Origin of the sequence: Rhizobium sp. RAF56 (assembly GCF_052113965.1) — a bacterium.
Taxonomy (GTDB): domain Bacteria; phylum Pseudomonadota; class Alphaproteobacteria; order Rhizobiales; family Rhizobiaceae; genus Rhizobium.
In genome coordinates, this window is sequence record NZ_JBFRDU010000003.1 from 154,612 (window position 1) to 177,570 (window position 22,959).

At 61.2% G+C, this 22,959-nt stretch carries 20 protein-coding genes and 3 tRNA genes; 13 read left to right on the forward strand and 10 right to left on the reverse strand.

Annotation, left to right across the window (positions count from 1 at the left end):
* Window positions 1–172: 172 nt before the first annotated feature.
* The 4 genes from AB4048_RS04005 (at window position 173) to AB4048_RS04020 (ending at window position 2,645) form a co-directional block, all read left to right on the forward strand.
* Window positions 173–613, forward strand: a complete 441-nt coding sequence (locus tag AB4048_RS04005) for a VOC family protein (RefSeq protein ID WP_442200630.1) — start codon at window positions 173–175, stop codon at window positions 611–613.
* A 205-nt stretch (window positions 614–818) separates the two neighbouring features.
* Window positions 819–2,015 (forward strand): YcbK family protein, encoded by a 1,197-nt coding sequence (locus AB4048_RS04010; protein WP_442200631.1) that lies wholly within the window; start codon window positions 819–821, stop codon window positions 2,013–2,015.
* Window positions 2,016–2,247: 232 nt separating this feature from the next.
* A tRNA-Glu gene (locus tag AB4048_RS04015) sits at window positions 2,248–2,322 on the forward strand.
* Window positions 2,323–2,570: 248 nt separating this feature from the next.
* Window positions 2,571–2,645, forward strand: a tRNA-Glu gene (locus AB4048_RS04020).
* Window positions 2,646–2,834: 189 nt separating this feature from the next.
* On the opposite strand, the gene recJ is transcribed toward AB4048_RS04020, so the two are convergent.
* The 5 genes from recJ to AB4048_RS04045 all read right to left on the reverse strand — a co-directional run bounded on the left by recJ (window position 2,835) and on the right by AB4048_RS04045 (window position 8,788).
* Window positions 2,835–4,637 (reverse strand): single-stranded-DNA-specific exonuclease RecJ, encoded by a 1,803-nt coding sequence (gene recJ, locus AB4048_RS04025; RefSeq protein WP_442200704.1) that lies wholly within the window; start codon window positions 4,635–4,637, stop codon window positions 2,835–2,837.
* Between the two features lie 59 nt (window positions 4,638–4,696).
* Window positions 4,697–5,515: an alpha/beta fold hydrolase gene (locus tag AB4048_RS04030; RefSeq protein ID WP_442200632.1), complete on the reverse strand. Its 819-nt coding sequence runs from the start codon at window positions 5,513–5,515 to the stop codon at window positions 4,697–4,699.
* A gap of 48 nt (window positions 5,516–5,563) precedes the next feature.
* On the reverse strand, window positions 5,564–6,889 hold the full coding sequence (locus AB4048_RS04035; protein WP_442200633.1) for a homoserine dehydrogenase: 1,326 nt from the start codon (window positions 6,887–6,889) through the stop codon (window positions 5,564–5,566).
* A gap of 54 nt (window positions 6,890–6,943) precedes the next feature.
* Entirely contained in the window at window positions 6,944–8,161 is a 1,218-nt protein-coding gene (locus AB4048_RS04040; protein ID WP_442200634.1) for an LL-diaminopimelate aminotransferase, read from the reverse strand.
* A gap of 222 nt (window positions 8,162–8,383) precedes the next feature.
* Window positions 8,384–8,788 carry a hypothetical protein gene (locus AB4048_RS04045; protein WP_442200635.1) on the reverse strand — a complete coding sequence of 135 codons (405 nt, stop codon included), beginning with the start codon at window positions 8,786–8,788 and terminating at the stop codon, window positions 8,384–8,386.
* 103 nt (window positions 8,789–8,891) lie between these two features.
* Between AB4048_RS04045 and AB4048_RS04050 the strand changes: the two genes are divergently transcribed.
* From AB4048_RS04050 to AB4048_RS04075, 6 genes are all read left to right on the forward strand, one after another.
* Window positions 8,892–10,781, forward strand: coding sequence for a PHA/PHB synthase family protein (locus tag AB4048_RS04050; RefSeq protein ID WP_442200705.1), 1,890 nt, complete (start codon window positions 8,892–8,894; stop codon window positions 10,779–10,781).
* A gap of 17 nt (window positions 10,782–10,798) precedes the next feature.
* A complete protein-coding gene (gene sfsA, locus AB4048_RS04055; RefSeq protein WP_442200636.1) occupies window positions 10,799–11,542 on the forward strand; it encodes a DNA/RNA nuclease SfsA in 744 nt (247 codons plus the stop codon).
* Window positions 11,543–11,552: 10 nt separating this feature from the next.
* Window positions 11,553–12,383: a type I methionyl aminopeptidase gene (map, locus tag AB4048_RS04060; RefSeq protein WP_442200637.1), complete on the forward strand. Its 831-nt coding sequence runs from the start codon at window positions 11,553–11,555 to the stop codon at window positions 12,381–12,383.
* 9 nt (window positions 12,384–12,392) lie between these two features.
* Window positions 12,393–13,226: a RadC family protein gene (radC, locus tag AB4048_RS04065; RefSeq protein WP_442200638.1), complete on the forward strand. Its 834-nt coding sequence runs from the start codon at window positions 12,393–12,395 to the stop codon at window positions 13,224–13,226.
* A 183-nt stretch (window positions 13,227–13,409) separates the two neighbouring features.
* Complete coding sequence (gene sthA, locus AB4048_RS04070; RefSeq protein WP_442200639.1) at window positions 13,410–14,816, forward strand: Si-specific NAD(P)(+) transhydrogenase; 1,407 nt, start codon at window positions 13,410–13,412, stop codon at window positions 14,814–14,816.
* A gap of 196 nt (window positions 14,817–15,012) precedes the next feature.
* On the forward strand, window positions 15,013–15,561 hold the full coding sequence (locus tag AB4048_RS04075; RefSeq protein WP_442200640.1) for a glyoxalase superfamily protein: 549 nt from the start codon (window positions 15,013–15,015) through the stop codon (window positions 15,559–15,561).
* A 90-nt stretch (window positions 15,562–15,651) separates the two neighbouring features.
* Here AB4048_RS04075 and tig read toward each other — a convergent pair whose 3' ends face one another.
* The 4 genes from tig to AB4048_RS04095 form a co-directional block, all read right to left on the reverse strand.
* Entirely contained in the window at window positions 15,652–17,145 is a 1,494-nt protein-coding gene (gene tig, locus AB4048_RS04080; protein WP_442200641.1) for a trigger factor, read from the reverse strand.
* Window positions 17,146–17,336: 191 nt separating this feature from the next.
* Window positions 17,337–17,421, reverse strand: a tRNA-Leu gene (locus tag AB4048_RS04085).
* A 135-nt stretch (window positions 17,422–17,556) separates the two neighbouring features.
* On the reverse strand, window positions 17,557–18,156 hold the full coding sequence (locus AB4048_RS04090; protein ID WP_442200642.1) for a GDYXXLXY domain-containing protein: 600 nt from the start codon (window positions 18,154–18,156) through the stop codon (window positions 17,557–17,559).
* Window positions 18,153–19,262 (reverse strand): DUF2157 domain-containing protein, encoded by a 1,110-nt coding sequence (locus AB4048_RS04095; RefSeq protein ID WP_442200643.1) that lies wholly within the window; start codon window positions 19,260–19,262, stop codon window positions 18,153–18,155. The genes AB4048_RS04090 and AB4048_RS04095 overlap by 4 nt, the downstream gene beginning before the upstream one ends.
* A gap of 789 nt (window positions 19,263–20,051) precedes the next feature.
* Here AB4048_RS04095 and AB4048_RS04100 point away from each other — a divergent pair.
* The 3 genes from AB4048_RS04100 (at window position 20,052) to trmFO (ending at window position 22,275) form a co-directional block, all read left to right on the forward strand.
* Window positions 20,052–20,198 carry a DUF1127 domain-containing protein gene (locus tag AB4048_RS04100; protein WP_442200644.1) on the forward strand — a complete coding sequence of 49 codons (147 nt, stop codon included), beginning with the start codon at window positions 20,052–20,054 and terminating at the stop codon, window positions 20,196–20,198.
* Window positions 20,199–20,583: 385 nt separating this feature from the next.
* Complete coding sequence (locus tag AB4048_RS04105; protein WP_442200645.1) at window positions 20,584–20,727, forward strand: DUF1127 domain-containing protein; 144 nt, start codon at window positions 20,584–20,586, stop codon at window positions 20,725–20,727.
* A gap of 114 nt (window positions 20,728–20,841) precedes the next feature.
* Window positions 20,842–22,275: a methylenetetrahydrofolate--tRNA-(uracil(54)-C(5))-methyltransferase (FADH(2)-oxidizing) TrmFO gene (trmFO, locus tag AB4048_RS04110; protein ID WP_442200646.1), complete on the forward strand. Its 1,434-nt coding sequence runs from the start codon at window positions 20,842–20,844 to the stop codon at window positions 22,273–22,275.
* Between the two features lie 148 nt (window positions 22,276–22,423).
* On the opposite strand, the gene AB4048_RS04115 is transcribed toward trmFO, so the two are convergent.
* Window positions 22,424–22,888 (reverse strand): hypothetical protein, encoded by a 465-nt coding sequence (locus AB4048_RS04115; protein ID WP_442200647.1) that lies wholly within the window; start codon window positions 22,886–22,888, stop codon window positions 22,424–22,426.
* Between the last annotated feature and the right edge of the window lie 71 nt (window positions 22,889–22,959).

Here is a 22,959-nt window from a genome sequence, read left to right on the forward strand (position 1 = left end):
TCGATTACGCGTCACACTGTTACAGTTAACTGATTCTTGCGGTCAAGATTAACATCTTGGTAACGGAAAAGCGCAAGTCCTAGTTTTCGATTATTCCCAGCTGCATATCTTAACGCTTAGTCTTGCCCGAAGCTGGTGTCTCCGCACCCAAGGCCAACACAGAGGATACAAAATGCGCTATCTCCACACCATGGTACGCGTCAAAAATCTCGACGCGTCGCTGAACTTTTATACGACGCTTTTCGGGCTAAGCGAAATCCGCCGTTACGAAAACGAAAAGGGCCGCTTTACCCTGGTATTCCTCGCCGCAAGCGCGGATCTGGACGCCGCGCGAGCCAATCTCGCTCCCTGTCTGGAACTGACCTACAACTGGGACACGGAGGATTATACAGGTGGTAGGAACTTTGGTCACCTTGCCTATGAGGTCGACGACATCTACGCCATTTGCCAGAAGCTGATGGACAACGGCATTACCATCAACCGCCCGCCCCGCGACGGTCATATGGCCTTCGTGCGCTCGCCGGACGGCATTTCGATCGAGATCTTGCAGAAGGGCGCGGACCTCGCCCCGGCCGAACCCTGGGCCTCGATGGCCAATACCGGCGTCTGGTAAGTCCGAGGCTGTTGCGAGGCTTGCGGCGCCGGCGAACGTGGGCCTCGCAAGCCGCATTGGCACTTGCTTCGGCCTCCGCCGCTGATGCATGTTTCTGCGACTCGAAGCGTCAAGTGCTAGATTCCGTGCGACTTTTTGTTCCTTGTACGCGCGGCGTCGCTAATTTGCTGTCTGCTTCGACGAGACCAGGAACAGGATTCGTCAGTTGCACAATCGGCCGGACATCGCAGTCAGACTGAGGTTGATGGGTGGCGCCGCCGCCCTGGCGCTTCTAGCGCTTGCCGGCTGCGCAACGACCGACGGAAAGACTAAACCGGGTGCTGACGCAGCTTCCGCCGCTCCGGCTCCGACGGCCGGCGAGACCCTTGCCGCCTCCCTGAACGCCAAGGCCGCCGCCGCTCGCGACGGCGGCTACCGCGATCCGTTGCTGCGCAACGTCAGCGGTGCGCAGGCGTTGAACCAACAGCCCGGCTCCGGTCTCAATTCCTCCGCGCTGCCCGGTTCGGCCACTGCCGGACAGGCTAGCATCGGCGGCCTGGTCCTGCAGCCGACCGCGGTCAATGCGAACCGGTCGAGCATCTTTTCCAGCGGTGGCGGGCCGAGCTATCCGCAGCTGCCTGCCTCTGGAACATCAATAGAGGCGCCAATGCCGCCCGCCGCGGCTGGAATACGCAATATCTATAGCAGCCCTCCGGCAGCCCCGAGCGCAACGGCTCCCGAGCCGGTCGTGCTTCCGAACGGCCAGTCGTCCGAAAATAGCTCGAAGCTCGACCCGCCGCAGCAAGTCGCGAACGCCACTCAGGGCGCGGTGGATGCCGCGGGCCATGAAAAGGCACGGGCGATTTCGCGAATGCTTGCGTCCAAGGGGCAAGACGGCGCCACGGCCCTCAAGAATTCCGATTTCCAGCTGACGCCCGGCATGGCCGCATCACTCGTTCAACCGAACGGCGCAAGGCCCAAAGTCAGAAACGCGCTCTACGGCTTGCCGAGCAATGAGCCGAACCCCGGATCGCTACTCCAATACGCATCGCTACCCTCGGCGACCAACAGCGCCCTTGTCGGCATCGAATTGCAGAACGCTGAGGTTCAGGTGGCCTGCTTCAAGCCGGCGCTCAAAGACAAGCTGAAGAGCCTCGAAACGCATTTCGGCCGGCCCGTGATGGTCACCTCCGGCTATCGCGACCCGGTTCACAACCAGCTCGTCGGCGGCAGCGAGGAATCGCTGCACACGCATTGCGACGCAGCCGACATCCAGGTGCCCGGCATTTCGAAATGGGAGATTGCGACCTATCTCCGCTCCCTGCCCGACCGCGGCGGCGTCGGCACATACTGCCATACGGATTCGGTGCACATCGACATCGGCACGGCGCGCGACTGGAACTGGGGCTGCGACCGCAGCTGATCTGCCGGCTTTCGGCGCAATGCACGCTCTTTCGCATTCTCGCCGCCGGTCGCGCCGCACCAGATCCGCCGCGGTGCCTCCATGTTCAATGTCAGCCTAACAGCCTGTATTTGCGTCATTATCGGCGCGATTCCGCAATGCGGCGGTTTTCCTCATTTTTTGTGAAAAAAATCGAACTGGACGCTTGCGGGAATGAAATCACCCCACTATAAGACGCCCACACGAAGCGCAGGCGCCCTTCGTCTATCGGTTAGGACACCAGATTTTCATTCTGGGAAGAGGGGTTCGACTCCCCTAGGGCGTGCCACTTCTTCCAATAAAATCAATCATTTAAACTTTTCGGCTGCGACGACAAAGCAGAGCATGGATACGTGACCTGTCGCGGCGGCCATGTCGTTGCGCCGACGAAGGATACGGTCGCCGGCGCCGGGATCTCGCCGAGGCCACCGGGCGAATTAGCGAGGCGGAAAATTTGCTGGCCCGTAGTGGATTTTTTCAATTTCCGGCTTGCGGGATCAAGAACCCCTGACTATAAGACGCCCACGCGAAGCGCAGGCGCCCTTCGTCTATCGGTTAGGACACCAGATTTTCATTCTGGGAAGAGGGGTTCGACTCCCCTAGGGCGTGCCACTTTTCAGTAATTCCAATCACTTAGTTTTTGGCGATCATAGATCCGTTCACTTATCGATGAGTGATCGGTCAGCGACTTCTCAAATTCACTGTCGAGGCGACGATCCGGGCCATGCATGGCTCGTTGCGGCTGCAAAAGACCTGTGAAGGCGTGCGGCCCGCCTGAACCGTCAAACAGCGAGTGTCTCGCTACGGCGCCTTGGCCGCGTCGGTAACGCGCAGCTGCACGCGGCGGGCGCCCTGCCAGTGGTCCGCCCCAAGCGTCCCGGCCACATGCAGCTGAAGACCGCGGCCATTGAGCAAGAGATCGCCGAGCGGCGTTTCAGCGGCGCGGAAGGCGATGCCTTCAAGACGCCCGCCATCCTGAGCCTCCAGCGTCACCTTGACGTGAGATTGGCCGACGAGACGGGAGTCGCGCAAGCGGTGGCCGGGGATGGCGAAGATCGGCTGCGGATGTCCCGACCCGTATGGGCCTGCCGTTTCAAGCTGATCGATCAGGCCGACCGTGGCACCCGTGGCGCCGAGCGCGCCATCGATCTTCAGCGTTTCGTTGGCCACCAGCGCGGCAACCGGCTTTTGCGCCTTTTCCATGAAGAAGGTCCGAAGGCTGCCAAGGTTAGCGCGCTCGACCGTCAGGCCGGCCGCCATGGCATGTCCGCCACCCTTGACGAGCAGGCCAGCGTCGACGGCAGCACGAACCATGCGGCCCATGTCGAAACCGTTGATCGAGCGGCCGGAGCCGGTGCCCTTGCCGGAAGGATCGAAGGCGATCGCGAAGGCCGGACGGCGGAACTTGTCCTTCAGCCGCGATGCAATCAGGCCGACGATGCCGGGATGCCAGTTTTCCCGCGCAGTGACGATGATCGTGGCGCCGCTGCCGTCGCCATACTCCGCCAGCGCCTCGGCCTCGGCTTCCTGCAGCATCAGCGCTTCCATCGCCTGACGCTCGCGATTGAGCTCGTCGAGCCGCTCGGCAATCGCTTCTGCCTCGGCGCCGTCGTCGATGGTGAGCAATCGCGATCCAAGCGCCGCATCGCCGATGCGGCCGCCGGCGTTGATGCGCGGGCCGATCATGAAGCCGAAATGGTAGGGCGTTACCGGGCCACCGAGACCGGCCTTGCGAAACAGCGCCGAGAGGCCGGCATTGCCTTGATGGCGCGCAGCAATCAGGCCCTTGACGACGTAGGCACGGTTCAGCCCTTTCAGGGGCACGACGTCACAGACCGTCGCCAGCGCCACGATATCCAGCCAGGCAAGCAGATCCAGCGTGCGGGCACGCGGATCGCCCGCCTCGCGCAGGAGCCGCAAGGCCGCCACGAGCACGAGAAAGACGACGCCGGCCGCGCAGAGATGCCCCTGCCCCGAAAGATCATCCTCCCGGTTCGGGTTTACCAGCGCGTGACAGGGCGGCAGCTCGTGGGCGACCTGGTGATGATCGATGACGACGACGTCGGTGTTGCGCTCCCGTGCGGCGGCGAGCGCCTCGAAACTCGTCGATCCGCAATCGACCGTGACGATCAGGCCGGCGCCCTCCTCGATCAGTTGCTGGATTGCCGCTGGATTAGGCCCGTAGCCCTCGAAAATCCGGTCAGGAATATAGATGCGGGCGCGAACCCCGAAATGGCTGAGGAAGCGATACATAAGCGCGGAGGACGCCGCGCCATCCACGTCGTAGTCGCCGAAGATGGCAACGCTTTCGCCCTTGCGGATAGCCTTGAGCAGGCGCTCGGCCGCCTTTTCGCAATCGGTCAGCAGATAGGGATCAGGCATCAGGCTGCGGATCGTGGGATCGAGGAATGCGGTGGCCTCATCGAGCGCAACGCCGCGACCGGCAAGCACGCGCGAGATCAGATCGGGCAGTCCGTGGGTCTGGGCGATCGCAAGCGCGCGGTTTTGCCCTGCCTGGTCGAGCCGCGATACCCAGCGATTGCCCGATGCCGACTGCTCGACGCCCAAAAATGCCCGCTGTACAGGATCCGCCGCTTCCACCATTCCCCTCATGTTCTTCCGCCTCTTCCTATTACAGCAGCGAGGCGAAAGAAATGGCGGATTTAGGACGCGACCTGCTCGTTCTCCAAGCTATCCACGCTATCCACCGCAGCATTGCCGTTGAGAAACTGGCAAACCAGAGAGACGAGAAGCTCTTCTCGTTCGCGATGCGGCACATGCCCGCATCCCGGTATGATTTCCGCCTTGGACGGGCCGGCCACGAGCGAGGCGATGCGCCGGGGGTGACGGGGAGAGCCGTATTCGTCGTCCTCACCGTGAACGGCAAGCACGGGGCATTTCACACGGGCGAGATCGGCGTCGAGGTTCCAGTCCGCGAATTCAGGTGCGAGCCAGGTTTTGGTCCATGCGTTCAGGACCCACTCCGCCTTTTCGCCATGGTATTTCTTCAGTCTATCCATCTCGCCCGGCTCTGCGAAGGCGCGCTCTGCTTCGCGGATGCCCGCAAGCGTGCATTCCTCGATAAAGGCTTGAGCGGAGACCGTGACCAGCGCTTCGCATTCGGCCGGATAGGCAGCGGCAGTCGTTACCGCCATTTCGCCGCCGACGCTGTGGCCGAGCGCCACGAAGCAGTCGAAACCGAAATGCGCGCGTAGAGCGGGGAAAGCCTCCCGCGCCTCCAGCTCGATAAAGTCGAAGCCAAGCCGGCCGGGATACGGATCGGACCGCCCGAAACCGAGGCGGTCATAGGCGATCACAGGCCGCCCGGAAGCCTTTGACAGACGTTCTGGAAAGCTGCGCCACAACGCCTCGCAGCCGAGCGAATCGTGAAAGAGGACGATCGGCGGCTTTCGGTTGCCACTCCCGCCCCAACGTTTCGCGAAGAGCCGGCCCCTCTCGGTATGCACCCATGTTTCAGTCATGACCTAACCCAGACCGCAGTCCATCGCCTTCAAAGGGCCGGACGAGCGTCAGTTGTCTTCCTTCGGACGCTCGATGCGGATGACCTGTGGTTCGCCAATGAGATATTCCTCGGTCTTGATCGAGGCCACGGCCTTGCGCACGGAATCTTCCATCGTCGCATGGGTGACGAGGATGATCGTCTGTTGGGCGGGATGTGACAGATACTCCTTGGAGTGCTGCACGATCGATTCCAGCGAAATGTGGTTTTCCGCCATGTGCGCGGCAACGCTCGCGAATACGCCGATGCGATCCTCGACCGTCAGGCGGATGAAGTAACCGCCCTCATGGCTTTGGATCTGCGCCTTGCGATAGGGCTGCAGCGTCGCCGCCGGATGGCCGAGTACCGGAACGCGCTGGGCGCCCGGCTGGCTCTTGGCGATGTCGGCGATATCGCCAAGCACCGCCGAGGCGGTCGCATTGCCGCCGGCGCCGGGGCCAACCATCAGCAATTCGCCGAGGATGTCGGACTCGATCGCAACGGCGTTGGTTACGCCGTCCACCTGCGCGATAACCGACTGCACCGGCACCATCGTCGGGTGCACGCGCTGTTCTATGCCGCTTTCGGTGCGCTGGGCGACGCCGAGCAGCTTGATGCGGTACCCGAGATCGGCCGCTGCGCGGATGTCGTCGATCGAGATATTGGTGATGCCCTCGATATAGATATCGTCGGCGGCAATCTTGTTGCCGAAGGCAAGCGTCGTGAGGATCGCCAGCTTGTGGGCGGTATCGTTGCCCTCGATATCGAAAGCCGGATCGGCTTCCGCGTAACCGAGCCGCTGCGCCTCCTTCAAGCACTCGGCAAACGACAGCCCCTCCTTCTCCATCCGTGTCAGGATGTAGTTGCAGGTGCCGTTCATGATGCCGTAGACGCGCGACACCGTGTTGCCGGTCAGCGATTCACGCAACGCCTTGATGACCGGGATGCCGCCGGCGACGGCCGCCTCGAAGTTGAGCAGCGCGCCCTTTTCCTCGGCCATCGCCGCGAATTCGACGCCATGATAGGCAAGCAACGCCTTGTTGGCTGTCACCACGTGGAGACCACGCGCCAGTGCGGCGCGAACCGAGGCGTTGGCAGCGCCCTCAGCACCGCCCATCAGCTCGACGAAGACGTCGATGTCGGCCTTCTGGGCCATGTCGACCGGCCCTGCGAACCACTCGATGCCGGTAAGGTCGATCCCTCTGTCCTTCGTGCGGTCGCGCGCCGAAACGGCGACGACCCGAACGGGACGGCCGCAGGTAACGGCAAGCTCGTGACTGCGCTGGTTGATGATGCGGACGAGCGAAGCACCAACGGTGCCTAGCCCCGCAATGCCGATTTTGAGGGCATCTGCCATGGATCGATCCTGATGTGTCATGAAGAGGCAGCCGCTCAGCGGCTGCCCTTGAGATTAGCGGTGGGCGTTCAGCGAAATCACGTTATGCATGGTTTCGTCGGCCGTCGACAGGAAGCGCTTCAAGTTGCGCGCCGCCTGGCGGATGCGGTGTTCGTTTTCGACCAGCGCGATACGGACGTAGTCGTCGCCCTGCTCGCCGAAACCAATACCCGGCGCAACCGCGATATCGGCCTTTTCCACCAACAGCTTGGAGAACTCCAGCGAACCGAGTTGCCGGAACTTTTCCGGGATCTTCGCCCACGCGAACATGGTCGCCGCCGGCGGCGGAATCTCGAAGCCGGCCTTGCCGAAGGTCTCGACCAGCACGTCGCGGCGACGCTTGTAGATGCTGCGCACCTCGGCGATGTCGGCCCCGTCGCCGTTGAGCGCATGGGTCGCGGCAACCTGGATCGGCGTGAACGCGCCGTAGTCGAGGTAGGACTTGACGCGGGTGAGCGCCGCGATCAGCCGCTCGTTGCCGACCGCAAAGCCCATGCGCCAGCCGGGCATCGAGAAGGTCTTCGACATCGAGGTGAACTCGACCGTTACGTCCATGGCGCCCGGCACTTCGAGCACGGAAGGCGGGGGAGCGTCATTGAAGTAGATTTCGGAATAGGCAAGATCCGAGAGCACGATGATGTCGTGCTTCTTCGCGAAAGCGACAACTTCCTTATAAAAGTCGAGCGTCGCGACATAGGCGGTCGGATTGGACGGATAGTTGAGGATCAGCGCCAGCGGCTTCGGGATCGAGTGGCGAACTGCGCGCTCGAGCGGCGGGAAGAAGCTCTCGTCCGGCTCGACGGACATGGAGCGGATTACGCCGCCCGCCATCAGGAAGCCGAAGGCATGGATCGGGTAGGTCGGGTTCGGACAAAGGATGACGTCGCCAGGCGCGGTGATCGCCTGTGCCATGTTGGCGAAGCCTTCCTTGGAGCCGAGCGTCGCGACGACCTGCGTATCCGGATTGAGCTTCACGCCGAAGCGGCGCGCATAGTAGGCAGCCTGCGCGCGGCGCAGGCCGGGAATACCCTTGGACGAGGAATAACGATGCGTGCGCGGGTCCTGGACCACTTCGCACAGCTTATCGACGATCGCCTTCGGGGTCGGCAGATCCGGATTTCCCATTCCGAGGTCGATGATATCGGCTCCACCCGCTCGCGCGCTTGCCTTCAAACGGTTGACCTGTTCGAAAACATATGGCGGCAAACGCCTGACCTTGTGAAACTCTTCCATCTTCTTCCCCATGGGACGGCGGCATCAAGCCGCTACGAAGTTCGTCGCTCTTGCGGACTGCCCCGATACGAACTTCGGAATCGCGGCGCCGTCGCTGTATCCTGGCATCGGCGATGCGGTGAAACTTGGGCGACCGAGGGCACGACCCGCTTCCAGCCAGGAAGAAAATTTAAAAATCGAAGTGTTTTTACGCTTTGCTTTGGAATCGCTTGGAACGCAAGATCAATTCTGTATCTGCGACAGTGTATCAGGCCCGTGCTCGGCAGCGAGCTTGCGCATCTCGGCCACGCGCCGTTCATATTCCGCCTGAGTAATCGCTCCCGAGTCACGGCTAGCGGCCAGCGCCGACATCTGCTTTTGCGTCGTCGCGGCCTGCTGATCGTTGATCTGAACATTGGCTGCCGTCAGCGGCCCATTGAACGACGGATAGCCATCCTTGTAGCGCTGCAGACCGCTGTCCTGGGACGCTGTTCCGCTCGCCGACTTCATGACGACCGCCGTCGGCGGTACCCGGCGGGCGGCTGCCGCCGCCTTCTCCTCCGGCGTGCTGCAACCACCAAGTGCAAGCACCAGGACGCCGCAGATCGCTGAATATGCGTTTAACTTCGCCGTCAAAGAGCCGCTCATACCGTCGTCCTGTCCCATGCCCAAGCCCTGCCGAGCATGTGTTAGATGCGTCTTTTAAGCAAAGCAAGGGCGTCATTCGACCTTGTATTCCTTTTCCCTGCGGATGTACAAATGGAAAACAACGATAACGAGCGCGGGGAGGCATGGCGTGACGGATAAGAAGCAGAAGGCCGACGAGCCCAAAGGCGGCTATGCCAACTTCGATCCAAAAGCCATTGATGCCTATGTCGTCAAGGATCCCGAGGCGATGGCCGTCAACCTCGCCCGCGCACTGGAAAATCTAGGCCAGGCCGCTTCCGCCTGGCTCGCCCCGCGCGAACGCGGCGAGCGCTCGAACGTTCTTGCCGATCCCATGACCGACCTGATCAAGACGATGTCGAAGGTCGGCGAGTACTGGCTTTCCGATCCGCGCCGCGCCTTTGACGCCCAGACTCAGCTGCTTTCGGGCTACTTCGGCATGTGGAACCGGACGATGCAGCGCTTCGCGGGCGACGACGATCCGGCGGCCGCGGCGCAACCCAGGGATAAGCGTTTCACCGACGCCGACTGGGAAAACAACCCCTTCTTCGACTTCGTGCGCCAGACCTATCTGCTCACCTCCGACTGGATCGAGAAGCTCGTCAACGACACCGAAGGGCTCGACGAACACACCCGCCACAAGGCTTCCTTCTACGTCAAGCAAATCACGGCAGCGCTGTCGCCGGCCAATTTCGCGGCGACCAACCCACAAGTCTATCGCGAGACGGTCGCCTCCAACGGCGAGAACCTCGTGCGCGGCATGAGGATGCTTGCCGAGGACATCAGCGCCGGCGGCGGAGACCTTCGGCTGCGGCATACCGACATGACCAAGTTCGCCCTTGGCAAGAACATGGCGCTCACCCCCGGCAAGGTCATCGCCCAGAGCGACGTGTGCCAGATCATCCAGTACGACGCGGCGACGGACAAGGTGCAGAAACGCCCGCTGCTGATCTGCCCCCCATGGATCAATAAATTTTACATTCTAGACCTCAACCCACAAAAATCCTTCATCAAATGGTGTGTCGAGCGTGGCCAGACCGTGTTCGTCATCTCCTGGGTCAACCCCGACGAACGCCATGCCGACAAGGACTGGACGGCTTACGCCCGTGAGGGGATCGATTTCGCGCTGGATACGATCGAAAAGGCGACGGGCGAGAAGGAAGTCAACGCCGTCGGCTACTGCGTCGGCGGCACGCTGCTTGCGGCGACGCTTGCCTTGCATGCCAAGGAAAAGAACAAGCGCATCCGCTCGGCGACGTTCTTGACCACGCAGGTCGATTTCGCCCACGCCGGCGATCTCAAGGTCTTTGTCGACGAGGAACAGCTTGCGACGCTGGAGGACCAGATGAAGGTCACCGGCTACCTTGAAGGCTCGAAGATGGCGACGGCCTTCAACATGCTGCGTGCCTCGGAGCTGATCTGGCCCTATTTCGTCAACAACTACCTGAAGGGCCAGGAGCCGATGCCGTTCGACCTGCTCTTCTGGAACGCCGATTCTACCCGCATGGCGGCGGCCAACCACTCCTTCTACCTCCGCAACTGCTATCTCGAGAACAATCTGAGCCAGGGAAAGATGGTGCTTGCCGGCAAGAAGCTGTCGCTGAAGGACGTCAAGATCCCCGTCTACAATCTGGCGACCAAGGAGGACCATATCGCACCGGCGAAATCGGTCTTCGTCGGCAGCGGATATTTCGGCGGCCCGGTCGAATACGTGGTCACTGGATCGGGCCATATTGCCGGCGTCGTCAATCCGCCGGACAAGCACAAGTATCAATTCTGGACCGGCGGTCCGGCCGAAGGCGATTACGATCGCTGGATGGAGCAAGCCTCGGAGACACCGGGTTCCTGGTGGCCGCATTGGATGACATGGATCGAAGAGCAGGATAGCCGTCAGGTTCCCGCCCGTAAGCCCGGCGGCGACGCCTTGAACGCGATCGAGGAAGCTCCGGGGTCCTACGCCATGGAAAAGGCCTGACGAAACGCCCCGTTCGCATGATCTTCGACCCTCCCCTCGTCCCCGCGCGTCTCATCTCGCGCTACAAGCGGTTTCTCTTCGACGCTGAACTCGAGGATGGCACGTTCGTCACCGGTTCCTGCCCGAACACCGGTTCGATGCGAGGTTTGACGACACCGGGATCGCTGATCTGGCTCTCCGCCCATGACAGCCCGAAGCGCAAATACACCCTGGTCTTCGAGATGGTCGAGGCCGACGGGACAATGGTCGGCGTCAACACCGCGATGCCCAATCGGCTTGCGATGGAGGCAATCGCTGCCGGCCTTGTCGGCGACCTCGGCAACTACGAGACGATACAGCGCGAACAGCGATACGGACGCAACTCGCGCATCGACCTTCTGTTGACGGATCCGGCGCGAACGACTGCCTATGTGGAGGTGAAGAACGTTCACTTCTCGAGGCAGCCGGGACTTGCGGAATTTCCCGACACGGTCACCGCGCGCGGCGCCAAGCATCTGGAAGAACTCGGCGACATGGTGGAGGGTGGGCATCGCGCCATTATGCTCTATGTCATTCAGCGCGACGACTGCGACAGGTTCCGGATCTGCGCCGACATGGACGCTTTTTATGCCACCGCCTTCGAGCGCGCGGTTCGGCGCGGCGTCGAGGTTTATGCCCTCAATTGCCGCGTATCGCCGGGCGAAATAACGCCGCTGGGATTGATCCCGATGGACGAACCCGGCATAGCTGCACTATGTACTGAGACGACAATTACTGCGTAAAGGCTGATCCATGGTGAACTATATCGAAGCGTCGACGGCGCCGGCCAAGAATACGGGGGCCATCCGCCTCTACGGCCCCGACGCCTTCGCCGGGATGCGCAAAGCCTGCCAGCTGACGGCGCGCTGCCTGGACGAATTGGCTGCGATCGTGAAGCCCGGCGTTTCGACGGACGCGATCGATCGTTTCGTCTTCGAATTCGGCCTGGACAACGGCGCCTACCCCGCAACGCTCAACTATCGCGGCTACACCAAATCCTCCTGCACGTCGATCAATCACGTCGTCTGCCACGGCATACCGGATGCCAAGCCGCTCCGCGAAGGCGATATCGTCAACATCGACGTTACCTATGTACTCGACGGCTGGCACGGCGATTCGAGCCGCATGTATCCCGTCGGTGCGGTCAAGCGCTCGGCGGAACGACTGCTGGAGGTCACCTACGAGGCACTGATGCGCGGCGTCGGCGGGGTGCGTCCGGGCACACGTACCGGCGCGATCGGCGAAGCGATCCAGACTTATGCCGAAGCCGAGCGCTGCTCGGTCGTCAGGGATTTCTGCGGCCACGGCGTCGGCGCCCTTTTTCACGATTCTCCGAACATCCTTCACTACGGCCGCGCCAGCGAAGGTCCCGAAATGCGCGAAGGCATGATCTTCACGATCGAGCCGATGATCAATCTCGGCCGTCCGCACGTAAAGGTGCTCTCGGACGGCTGGACCGCCGTCACCCGCGATCGGTCGCTTTCGGCGCAGTATGAGCACACGGTCGGCGTCACGGCGACGGGCTGCGAGATCTTCACGCTTTCGCCGGGCGGCCTCGACCGTCCGGGCCTGCCGCCTCTATAGGGATAGCCGATGCCCAACCGCCCCGCCCCGCCCGGACAAGATGACGGCGACGCAAACGAGGGGAAGGACGAAGCATCCCTGTTCGACGAGCGGATGTTCTTCGCCGAGCAGGCGCCGAAGCGGGGAAGTCTTGGCCGGCAGGCTCGGCTGGAGCCGACGGATCCGCCCGAATCCAATCACTACCATGGTCATCGCGAGCGGTTGCGCAATCGCTTTCGCGACGGTGGAGAGGTCGCGCTTGCGGACTACGAAGTGCTGGAGCTCCTGCTTTTCCGGCTTATTCCGCGCCGCGATACCAAACCGATCGCCAAGGCGCTGATCGAACGGTTCAAAACGCTAGGCGGCGTGATCGGCGCACCGATTGCACTCCTCCAGGAAGTCAAGGGCGTGGGAGAGGCCGTCGCGCTCGACTTGAAGCTGGTATCGACGGTCGCTCAGCGGATGCTGAAGAGCGAAATCAAGGGCAAACAAGTGCTCTCCTCGTGGTCCTCGCTCATCGACTACTGCCACGCGGCCATGGCCCACGAAGCGCGCGAGCAGTTTCGCGTCCTCTTCCTGGACAAGAGAAATGTCCTCATCGCCGACGAGGTTCAGGGACGCGGCACCGTCGACCATACGCCGGTTTACCCCCGCGAGGTCGTCAAACGGGCACTGGAGTTGTCGGCAACCGCCATCATTCTCGTCCACAACCATCCTTCCGGCGACCCGACCCCGTCACGCGCCGACATCGACATGACGAAGCTGATCGTCGAGACCGCCAGGCCGCTCGGCATCACGGTTCACGACCACATCATCATCGGCAAGGATGGACACGCCAGCCTCAAGGGTCTGCGCCTCCTGTGAAATCGCTCACGCGACGATCACAAGCATCACCTCCAGCCCTCGCCCGTACTTTCAGGTAGCTGTCGGAATATCGGCTTCCACATTAGACAATCTGTAACATTGACCGGTTACCGAATAGACCGCGATATCCAAATGTCGTATTTGCGGCATGTAATTCTCCCCTCGGTCATTCGGAACGATGCGATGCACCCATACGATCTTGTTGTAGTTGGCAGCGGCCCAGCCGGTCGCCGTGGCGCAATTCAGGCGGCCAAGCTTGGCAAGAGGGTCCTGGTGATCGAGCAGGGCAAGCGCGTCGGCGGCGTATCGGTACACACCGGCACCATTCCTTCGAAAACGTTACGCGAAACGGCGCTCAATCTTTCTGGATGGCGTGAGCGCGGTTTTTACGGCCGCGCCTACCGCGTCAAGCAGGAGATCAGCGCCGACGATCTCAGGCAACGCCTGCTGATCACCCTCAATCACGAGGTCGAGGTGCTGGAGCACCAGTTTGCGCGCAACCGCGTGCAGCATATCCGCGGCAAGGCGAGTTTCGTCGACGCGCATACGCTTGAGGTCGCCAAGGACGACGGCGAGACGCTTCTCGTCAGCGGCAACAGCATCCTGCTTGCGGTCGGCACCAAACCTTTCCGGCCGAATTATATTCCCTTCGACGGCAAGACGGTTGTCGACAGCGACGAACTTCTCGATATGGACGGATTGCCGCGCTCGATGGTCGTCATCGGCGCCGGCGTCATCGGCATCGAGTATGCGACGATATTCAGCGCGCTCGACACGCAAGTGACACTCGTCGACCCCAAGTCGACCATTCTCGACTTTATCGACAAGGAGATCGTCGAAGACTTCATCCACCAGCTTCGCGACCGCAATATGAAGCTGCATCTCGGCCAGACGGCGGACAAGGTGGTAAAGCAGCCGGATGGAAAGGTCGCGCTCACACTCGACAACGGTCGCCATATAGTGACGGATATGGTTCTCTTCGCTGCCGGTCGCATGGGTGCAACCGACACGCTCAACCTTCCCGCGGTTGGGCTGGAGGCGGACAGCCGCGGCCGTCTAAAAGTCAATCCGGAAACCTTCGCCACCAGCGTGCCGCATATCTTCGCCGCCGGCGACGTGGTCGGCTTCCCGAGCCTTGCCTCGACTTCGATGGAACAGGGGCGAATCGCTGCCCGCGTCGCCGTCGGTGCGATCGCCAAGGAGCCGCCGAAATATTTCCCCTACGGCATCTATGCGGTACCGGAAATCTCGACGTGCGGGCTGACGGAGGAAGAGGTAAAGGAGCGCGGCATCCCCTATGAGTGCGGCATCGCACGGTTCCGCGAAACCTCTCGCGGCCACATCATGGGCCTCGATACCGGCCTGCTCAAGCTGATTTTTTCCTTGAAGACACGCCGTCTGCTTGGCGTCCATGTCATCGGCGAAGGGGCGACCGAACTGGTCCACATCGGCCAGGCGGTCCTGAACCTTAAGGGAACCGTCGAATATTTCGTCGAAAACACCTTCAATTATCCGACGCTTGCGGAGGCCTACAAGATCGCAGGGCTCGACGCCTGGAACCGCATGGGCGACATCAAATCGGAGCTTTGATTCGGCTCCGGACCGGCTTCCAATTCGGAAAATGTGCTGTAGTCTGCCTCCACGGCCGGAGGCGGCCGGCAGCCCCGCGCTCCCTAGGGAGCATGGCGAACGCCTCCCATATCCTTCCTGACCGTTTCAATCGTCAGGCGAAGACGTCGGCAATGCGGGCACTGGCGAAGGCTTCGCCGGAGCGAAAGGAACGGATATGCGCGATTATCGCGATGCAAAAGTCATGGCGAAAGCAATGCGGGAAGCGCTTGCAGCACGCGGCGCCACGATCACCCATAGTGAAGCGCTGGAAATCGTCGCCCGGCAGTTCGGGCTAGCGAACTGGAACATCCTGTCGGCGAAGCTCGACGACGTCCCGGCCACTTCAGCCAATGGATCGATCGACTTCGAAGAGGTCGCACCGATCGTGCGCATCTTTGACGTCGAGAAAGCTCATGAATTCTATCTCGGCTTTCTGGGCTTTACCGTCGATTGGGAACATCGCTACGGCGACAACTTCCCGCTTTATACGCAGGTCTCTCGCGCTGGACTGAAGCTCCATCTTTCCGAGCACGCAGGCGACGCGACGCCGGGTGGCAACATGGTCGTCTATATGCGCGGGATCCGCGCGCTGCATGGTGAGCTTACGGCGAAGAACTACCGCTACATGAAGCCGGGCCTCGAAGACGAGGGCACGAGGCTGGAACTGACCGTGATCGACCCCTTCAACAATCGCATACGCTTCATGGAGCTGAAGGATAGGTAAGCCGCGTTGCGCGGCGGTCGATACGCAGCTCAAGGGCAAAAAAAGAAGCCACCCCGTGGGGTGGCTTCAGCAATCGTCGTGTAACGGCCGTTACTCGGCGCTGTCTTCAGCAGCCTTCTTCTTCGGAGCGGCCTTCTTCTTAGGGGCAGCGGCTTCTTCGCCTTCGCCAGCAGCTTCGGCGGTTTCAGCCTTGGCAGCCTTCTTCTTCGGAGCAGCCTTCTTGGTCTCGGCCTTCTCGGCGCCTTCGGCGTCGTCATCGGCGAGCAGCACTTCCTTCGAAACGGTCTTGTCCGTTACGTCGACTTCGGTGAGCAGGTGGTCGATTACCTTCTCTTCGAAGATTGGAGCGCGCAGGTTGGCCGAAGCGCCCGGGGTCTTGCGGAAGAACTCGAGGATCTCCTTTTCCTGGCCCGGGAACTGGCGGAGCTGGTCGTAAAGCGCACGCTGCAGTTCGTCTTCGCTCACGTCGACGCCGGCCTTTTCGCCGATTTCGGAGAGAACCAGGCCGAGGCGGACGCGACGCTCGGCGAGCTTGCGATATTCCTCGCGCGCCTTTTCTTCCGTCGTGTCTTCATCTTCGAAAGTCTTGCCGGACTGGGCGAGATCGGTCTGGATCTGACGCCAGATGTTGTCGAACTCGGCTTCCACCAGGCGCTGCGGCGTGTCGAACTGGTAGAGTTCGTCCAGCTGATCGAGGATCTGGCGCTTGACCTTCTGGCGGGTGACCGAGCCGTACTGGCTCTCGATCTGGCCGCGGACGATTTCCTTCAGGCGATCGGCCGATTCGAGGCCGAGCTTAGTGGCGAGTTCGTCGTTGATTTCGACTTCGCCCGGGGCCGCAACGTCCTTGATCTTGACGTCGAAGGTGGCTTCCTTGCCGGCGAGGTTCTTGGCCGGATAGTCGGCCGGGAAGGTAACGGTGATGGTCTTCTCATCGCCGGCCTTCACGCCGACGAGCTGGCCTTCGAAGCCCGGGATAAAGCGGCCGGAGCCGAGAACGAGCTCAGCGTCTTCGTCCTTGCCGCCTTCGAAGGCTTCACCGTCGACCTTGCCGAGGTAATCCATGGTGACGCGGTCGCCGTCGGCGGCCTTGCCCTTCTTGGCTTCGTAGGAGCGTGCGCTATCGGCGATGCGCATGATCTGCTCGGTGACTTCGTCTTCCGAGATTTCAGCGACTTCGCGGGTAACCTTGATGCCCTTGTTCGACTTCAGCTCGATCGCCGGAATGACTTCGTAGGAGAGCGTGAATTCGAAATCGGCCTGGGCGGCGAGGATCTTTTCCGCCTCGTCCTTGTCTTCGGTCATGGAAATCTCAGGCTGCGTCGCAGACTTTTCGCCGCGCTCCGTCAGGATCGCCGGCGGCTGGTCGCGCACGATCTCGTTGACGAGATCGGCCATGATCGACTTGCCGTAGACCTTCTTCAGATGGGCCGCCGGCACCTTGCCGGGGCGGAAACCGTTGATGCGGACCTTGTCCTTGACTTCGGCCAGGCGCTCATTCATCCGGCTTTCCATATCCTTGGCCGGAATAACGACCTTGATTTCGCGCTTCAGCCCTTCAGCGAGCGTTTCGATAACCTGCATTTTCTTACCTTCATTTCGTGGCGGCCGTGCCCAGACAGCCGTTTGTTTCGGTGAGCACGACGCCGGACGAGGGCCGGACGTGGCTTTCATGCAATCTATTCATCATTTTGCCGAGCAAAATGGCGCGTCGTATTGCGGGCGTTGGGAAAACAGGTCGGTTCCTCAACCTCTCCCCGCCAGCAAGGCAGCCTTGGTGCGGGTAGAGAGACTTGAACTCCCACGCCTTACGGCACCAGAACCTAAATCTGGCGTGTCTACCAATTTCACCATACCCGCGTTTCGCAAAACCTCATGGCAATGCCTGCGCATGACGCCTTCCGGAGCGCGGCGTCTCTATATCACCCGTTTCAAACCGCGCAAAGGAAAAATGACGGTTACGCGACGCTATACGCGGACCAACGGTAGCAAGGCTCAATAAAGTGGCTCGTCATAGACGGATTGCCCATCGAGCAGCAGGCTGCGGATCTGCGCCGTACCTTCGGGAGAGACGCGAGCGGCGATGGAAACGCGATGTTCGTTGCGGGCCTCCTCGAGATCTCGGCCCTTACCTTCCGGCACGTAGTATCGCTCTATGCCGTAGGTGACCCGCATCGTCGTGCCGGCCGATACTTGAGAATAGTTGCTGGGCAAGCTCTTGAGAATAACCGTGTCGGGCTTGGGCTCCAGCGTGCCGAAAGACGATTCGACGACGCTCCAGAACCCATCCTCGCCTTTCGCGAGCCGGACGGAAAGGATCTGGTCCGAGAGATCTTCGCTCGGAGGTCCGCCGACAAGGGTCGAGACCGGCACGCTGGAGATATCGTAGTTCAGCGTGACATAGTCGCCGCGCAGCAGATCGGTCGGGTCGATCGGGGCGGTTTTCAGCAACACCTCGGTGCCGCTTCTCAGTATCCAGATGCTTTGACCGACCATATAGCCGAGAACGGCCGTCTGCAGTCCGGCAACGACGATCGCCGCGATCCAGATGCGGCGGGCAAAGCGAATGCCTGTGATTTCGCTCGTAAGCATCATGACTGCGCCTCCGAGAGCCTCGGGTGAGAAAATCGCCGTTCCAGACGGATCACCAGCCAGGCGGCAATAGCTACAAAAATCCCGGCTACCAGGAAGAAGCCTGACGTGCCGATGATCGAGCCTACAGTCTGGTTGGCGATGTAAAGCACCTCGCCGGCGAACATTGCGTAGGCGAGATATCGGACAGCGCCGTTATCGCGGCCGGCGAGCACGATCGCCACCACCGCCGCTGTAAGCGTCGCGCCGCCGAGTGCCAGGAACCGCGGCCCGCTCGCGATTTCGATGTGAGCGAGGAAAAGCCCGATAGCGGCCAGAAGAAACGCGTAGAAAGCAGGTGCCGCCCCCGCCGATTGCGAGAGCCGCGCCAGCGGTGACATCGGCAAGCTCACCGCCAGGAAAGCGGCCATGCCGAACGCGGCGAAGAGAACGGCGGTATGCAGATTTGTGGGAGAGAGCCAGATCAACCAGCCGATCACCATCAGATACGCCAAATGTCGCGCGACCGGCGCGTCGGCGTAGCGGACAAGCGCAAGGATGATTGCCGCCATGACCGGCGGCGCCCAGGGCATCCAACCAGCACCAGCCGTCCAATGGCTATCATAATAACCAAGATAGAGGCCGCAGAACGCCCAGGCGAGAAGGCCGGCAACGACGACTTGAATGCCGGAGCGAAACATCAACGCCACTGTGCAGGCGGCCACGAACCAGACGAGTACCATCATCAATTCGTCGCCAGAAAGATTGTACATCTGTCCGACCAGGGACATGGCACCGCCGAAGGAGAGCGTGCCGACGACAAGGAGGCCGGCCGCGGCGGTCGTCCTGCCCCGCACCAGGCAATAGGCACCACCGAGGTAGAACCCCCATATCAGCGCGACGATGCCGATGAGGCGGGCGAGACGTGGGATCTCCTCCCAGTTGGACGCGATGAAGAGCAGTAGCGCCGCGCCGACGAGAAGGGCTGCAAGCACGGTCAGCACACGTCCGAGGCTGAAGCTTATCGGTCGACTATCATATTCCGCCATCATCGCAGCGGCAGCGTCGGCGCCGATCAGGCCCTTGTCCACCCATTGCGCAAGGTCTCTGGAAAGCCTGCCTCGATACATCTTCACCTCGCCTTGACGCCCTCGGCTCTTAAAAGGGCCGTTTCCTATCCCTATATAATCGGGAACCATGGCCCGGCACAAATCGTGCGACTATCTGATTTTTGGGGCACACAAATTCCTTACGCGGCCCGCAAAGCGCACTTGATGCCTCGGGTGGTAAAGCGAGGGTAGCAGCCTACGCGATGATATGCAGCAGCGACATGCCTCGTATGAATATATTGCAGTGCACAATCTTGGTTCGCATACTTATCTTCACATAGCGGAATGCGCAGGGAATGATTCCCTCGAACGAAACTCGGAGCCGCACCCTCCTCCTCCCAAAAGTGCGCTCCGATGGATCAGCAACACCTCCTCCCAGTTGCCGATCCCGCAAATGACGCCCACCGCCTCCTCCTCCCGCGGTGGGCGTTATTCTTTTCTTAACTCAACGCGTTATGGCCCGTCGTTACCGAAAGCGGAGTGCTACCCCGGCCTCGTCGTCGCCCGCAAGCAGCACTCGTCCAGCCGGGGAGGATAAAGACGCTCACAGCGTAGGCGTGGGACGATCGCGTCCAGGATCCCGAAGAGATCGACAATTGCCTCACCCCGATCCGCTTCCACAGGTGCTCCTGCACAACATCACGCCACTCCATTAGGCAATTCGGCCCTAGAGTTGCATCAGACGCATGGGTGGCATGAAACATTCGCTCTTTTAGTTTTTGCAGCGCACCATATATTCCAGTTCATCAGACAGAGGCCAGCGCCGAACGGCAGCTGGCAAAACCCGGAACCCTAGGAAAGGGGACAGACATGAACATCGCACGCTCTTTCAACAATTGGCGCAAGTACCGTCAGACCGTCAGCGAACTTGGCCGTATGACCTCTCGCGAATTGCACGACCTCGGCATCGACCGCGCTGACATCGGCCGCGTCGCCCGCGAAGCCGTCGGCCGCTAATCAAAAAGGCCTGGCGTCCGGGTAACCGGTAACCGCCTTCCATAACGCCCGTTGCGGTCTTCCGCGGCGGGCGTTCTTTTTGTGCATTGCAGCACGAACTTATTCATAAGCGTCGCTCAGAACAACTGCCCTCTGCCTGGATCCAAGGGCAGACTTCGTACGCCCACCTGCACGTAAGAAATCAATAATTTAGGCAAAAGATGCAGCGGTTTGCAGTCTGCCTCTAATTTGGTATGTGAGCGTTGAATAGGCACGTTATTGCACAATTGCATAGCAGCCGCCTTTTAATTGCACTGCACAATTATCCGCCGATCGCCTATATAAACGTCAACCCGCTGAGACGGCAATCACGCCGCTCGCGAATTGATCTTCGAGGAGAAATACCATGAACCCGCTTCGTATCGCCAAGAGCTGGATTAGCTACCGCCGCACGCTTAACGAACTCGGTGGCCTTTCCAACCAGACGCTTTCGGATATCGGCATCACCCGCCATGACATCCGCACAATCGCTTCGCGCTCCTTCCGTTAATCGGATCGAGCGTGCTGCCGGCACCGCAGGGTGCCGCTCAAGACGGCACCATACGGTGCCGTTTTTGATTCCAGGTGATTGGAACCGAGGCACTCTCATGATAATCACCCGCTCATGAAAACGACCTCCCCACACTCCCCCATTCATGTCGTCGGCGGCGGCCTTGCCGGTTCCGAAGCTGCGTGGCAGATCGCCAATGCGGGCGTCCCCGTCATTCTGCATGAGATGCGCGGCGTGCGCGGCACCGATGCCCACAAGACCGATGGCCTCGCCGAGCTCGTCTGCTCCAACTCCTTTCGCTCCGACGATGCCACCAGCAACGCCGTCGGCGTCATCCACGCCGAGATGCGCCTGGCGGGCTCGCTGATCATGGCCTGCGCCGACAAGCATCAGGTGCCGGCCGGCGGCGCGCTCGCGGTCGACCGCGACGGCTTTTCTGACGCCGTGACGCAAGCGGTCTCATCCCATCCGCTGATCACGGTGGTCCGCGAGGAGATCTCGGGCCTGCCGCCGACAGACTGGGACCTCGCAATCATCGCCACCGGCCCATTGACCGCGCCTGGCCTTGCCGCGGCGATCCAGGCGGAAACCGGCGCGGACTCGCTTGCCTTTTTCGATGCCATCGCGCCGATCATCCATCGCGATAGCATCAACATGGACGTCTGCTGGTATCAGTCGCGCTACGACAAGGTCGGGCCTGGTGGCACGGGCAAGGACTACATCAACTGCCCCATGGACGAAGCACAGTACAACGCCTTCGTCGACGCGCTCATCGCGGGCGATACGGTGGGCTTCAAGGAATGGGAAGGCACGCCATACTTCGACGGCTGCCTGCCTATCGAGATCATGGCCGAGCGCGGGCGCGAGACGCTTCGCCACGGCCCGATGAAGCCGATGGGGCTGACCAACGCGCATAATCCCACGGTCAAGGCCTACGCCGTCGTGCAGCTGCGCCAGGACAATGCGCTCGGCACGCTCTACAACATGGTGGGCTTCCAGACGAAGCTGAAATACGGGACGCAGGCCGAGGTCTTCCGCCTGATACCCGGCCTGGAAAACGCCGAATTCGCACGCCTCGGTGGCCTGCATCGCAATACTTATATCAACTCGCCGACGCTGCTCGACCCTTCGCTGACGTTGAAATCCCGTCCGGGTCTGCGCTTTGCCGGTCAGATCACCGGTTGCGAGGGCTATGTCGAGAGCGCGAGCATCGGCTTGCTCGCAGGCCGCTTTGCTGCCGCCGAACGCAAGGGTGAAGCGCCCGCTCTGCCGCCGGCTACGACGGCGCTCGGTGCTCTCTTAAATCATATCACCGGCGGCCACCTCGTCTCCGACGAGGAGCCCGGCAAGCGCTCCTTCCAGCCGATGAATATCAATTTCGGCCTCTTCCCGGAGCTGGAGCCCGGCTCGATCGTCAAGCCGGAGGGCGTTAAGCGCTTCCGCGGCAAGGATAAAACGATCATGAAGCGCCAGCTTGTCGCTAGGCGTGCACTTTCAGACTGCGCCTCGTGGCTGGGCGTCGAGCCTCCGGTCGCGCAAAGCGCCTGAGGCGCTGAACCGCGCCGCCTCGTTCTTGGAGCAATCCCAGGAAAAGTGTGACGCGGTTTTCCCTCCGGATTTGCGTGAAAACAAACAGATGGCGAGCGTCTGCGATTCGTAGAAAAGCAGAAACACTCTCAAGCGGCGGCGCAGGCACTCACCGCTGCGCGCGCGTGCCGTCGTCCGCTGTCCCGGGATGGTCTGCGGCGACATAGTTCCCAAGCAGCCAGAGCGCCACTTCGGCGGCCTCGGAAGGCGAGGCAAACTCGAATATCCCGTCATGATGCGGGGCATCCAGAAACTGGACCCGCAGTCCTCGGCCAGAGACCGTGTCCGTCGCGCGCGCCCTGCCCGGCTCGATCAGATAGCAGGCGTAATGTCTGCCCATGTTGCGCATGAAACCGGCCTTGTCGTCGTGCAGGCGCACGAACACCGACTTACCGTCCGCCGTGTTCTGCAGCTGACGGATCGCCTCCATCGGGAAAGCGCGCCCGAACTCCAGGATGACGAAGCCGGCATCCGCCAGGCCCTCGTCTTCCTTTCTGCGCGCGCTGATGCGTACCGCGGCAAATGCAAAAAGCACGACGAGCGCGAAAACGACACACCAGATGATCAGGCCCATGGCAATGCCTTCCTCGATATGGATGGGATCTTTGTCTTCTTACAACGCGAAGCTTACGCCAGCTTAGCCAG

Bases quoted from the DNA above. Each gene is read 5' to 3' on its own strand.
- AB4048_RS04040 (WP_442200634.1), bottom strand. From the start codon at position 8,161: ATGGAAGAGTTTCACAAGGTCAGGCGTTTGCCGCCATATGTTTTCGAA.
- map (WP_442200637.1), top strand. From the start codon at position 11,553: ATGGTGAACTATATCGAAGCGTCGACGGCGCCGGCCAAGAATACGGGG.
- AB4048_RS04035 (WP_442200633.1), bottom strand. From the start codon at position 6,889: ATGGCAGATGCCCTCAAAATCGGCATTGCGGGGCTAGGCACCGTTGGT.
- trmFO (WP_442200646.1), top strand. From the start codon at position 20,842: ATGAAAACGACCTCCCCACACTCCCCCATTCATGTCGTCGGCGGCGGC.
- AB4048_RS04075 (WP_442200640.1), top strand. From the start codon at position 15,013: ATGCGCGATTATCGCGATGCAAAAGTCATGGCGAAAGCAATGCGGGAA.
- AB4048_RS04095 (WP_442200643.1), bottom strand. From the start codon at position 19,262: ATGTATCGAGGCAGGCTTTCCAGAGACCTTGCGCAATGGGTGGACAAG.
- AB4048_RS04005 (WP_442200630.1), top strand. From the start codon at position 173: ATGCGCTATCTCCACACCATGGTACGCGTCAAAAATCTCGACGCGTCG.
- recJ (WP_442200704.1), bottom strand. From the start codon at position 4,637: ATGGTGGAAGCGGCGGATCCTGTACAGCGGGCATTTTTGGGCGTCGAG.
- AB4048_RS04100 (WP_442200644.1), top strand. From the start codon at position 20,052: ATGAACATCGCACGCTCTTTCAACAATTGGCGCAAGTACCGTCAGACC.
- AB4048_RS04045 (WP_442200635.1), bottom strand. From the start codon at position 8,788: ATGAGCGGCTCTTTGACGGCGAAGTTAAACGCATATTCAGCGATCTGC.
- sthA (WP_442200639.1), top strand. From the start codon at position 13,410: ATGCACCCATACGATCTTGTTGTAGTTGGCAGCGGCCCAGCCGGTCGC.
- AB4048_RS04115 (WP_442200647.1), bottom strand. From the start codon at position 22,888: ATGGGCCTGATCATCTGGTGTGTCGTTTTCGCGCTCGTCGTGCTTTTT.
- AB4048_RS04090 (WP_442200642.1), bottom strand. From the start codon at position 18,156: ATGATGCTTACGAGCGAAATCACAGGCATTCGCTTTGCCCGCCGCATC.
- sfsA (WP_442200636.1), top strand. From the start codon at position 10,799: ATGATCTTCGACCCTCCCCTCGTCCCCGCGCGTCTCATCTCGCGCTAC.
- radC (WP_442200638.1), top strand. From the start codon at position 12,393: ATGCCCAACCGCCCCGCCCCGCCCGGACAAGATGACGGCGACGCAAAC.
- AB4048_RS04050 (WP_442200705.1), top strand. From the start codon at position 8,892: ATGTACAAATGGAAAACAACGATAACGAGCGCGGGGAGGCATGGCGTG.
- AB4048_RS04105 (WP_442200645.1), top strand. From the start codon at position 20,584: ATGAACCCGCTTCGTATCGCCAAGAGCTGGATTAGCTACCGCCGCACG.
- AB4048_RS04030 (WP_442200632.1), bottom strand. From the start codon at position 5,515: ATGACTGAAACATGGGTGCATACCGAGAGGGGCCGGCTCTTCGCGAAA.
- tig (WP_442200641.1), bottom strand. From the start codon at position 17,145: ATGCAGGTTATCGAAACGCTCGCTGAAGGGCTGAAGCGCGAAATCAAG.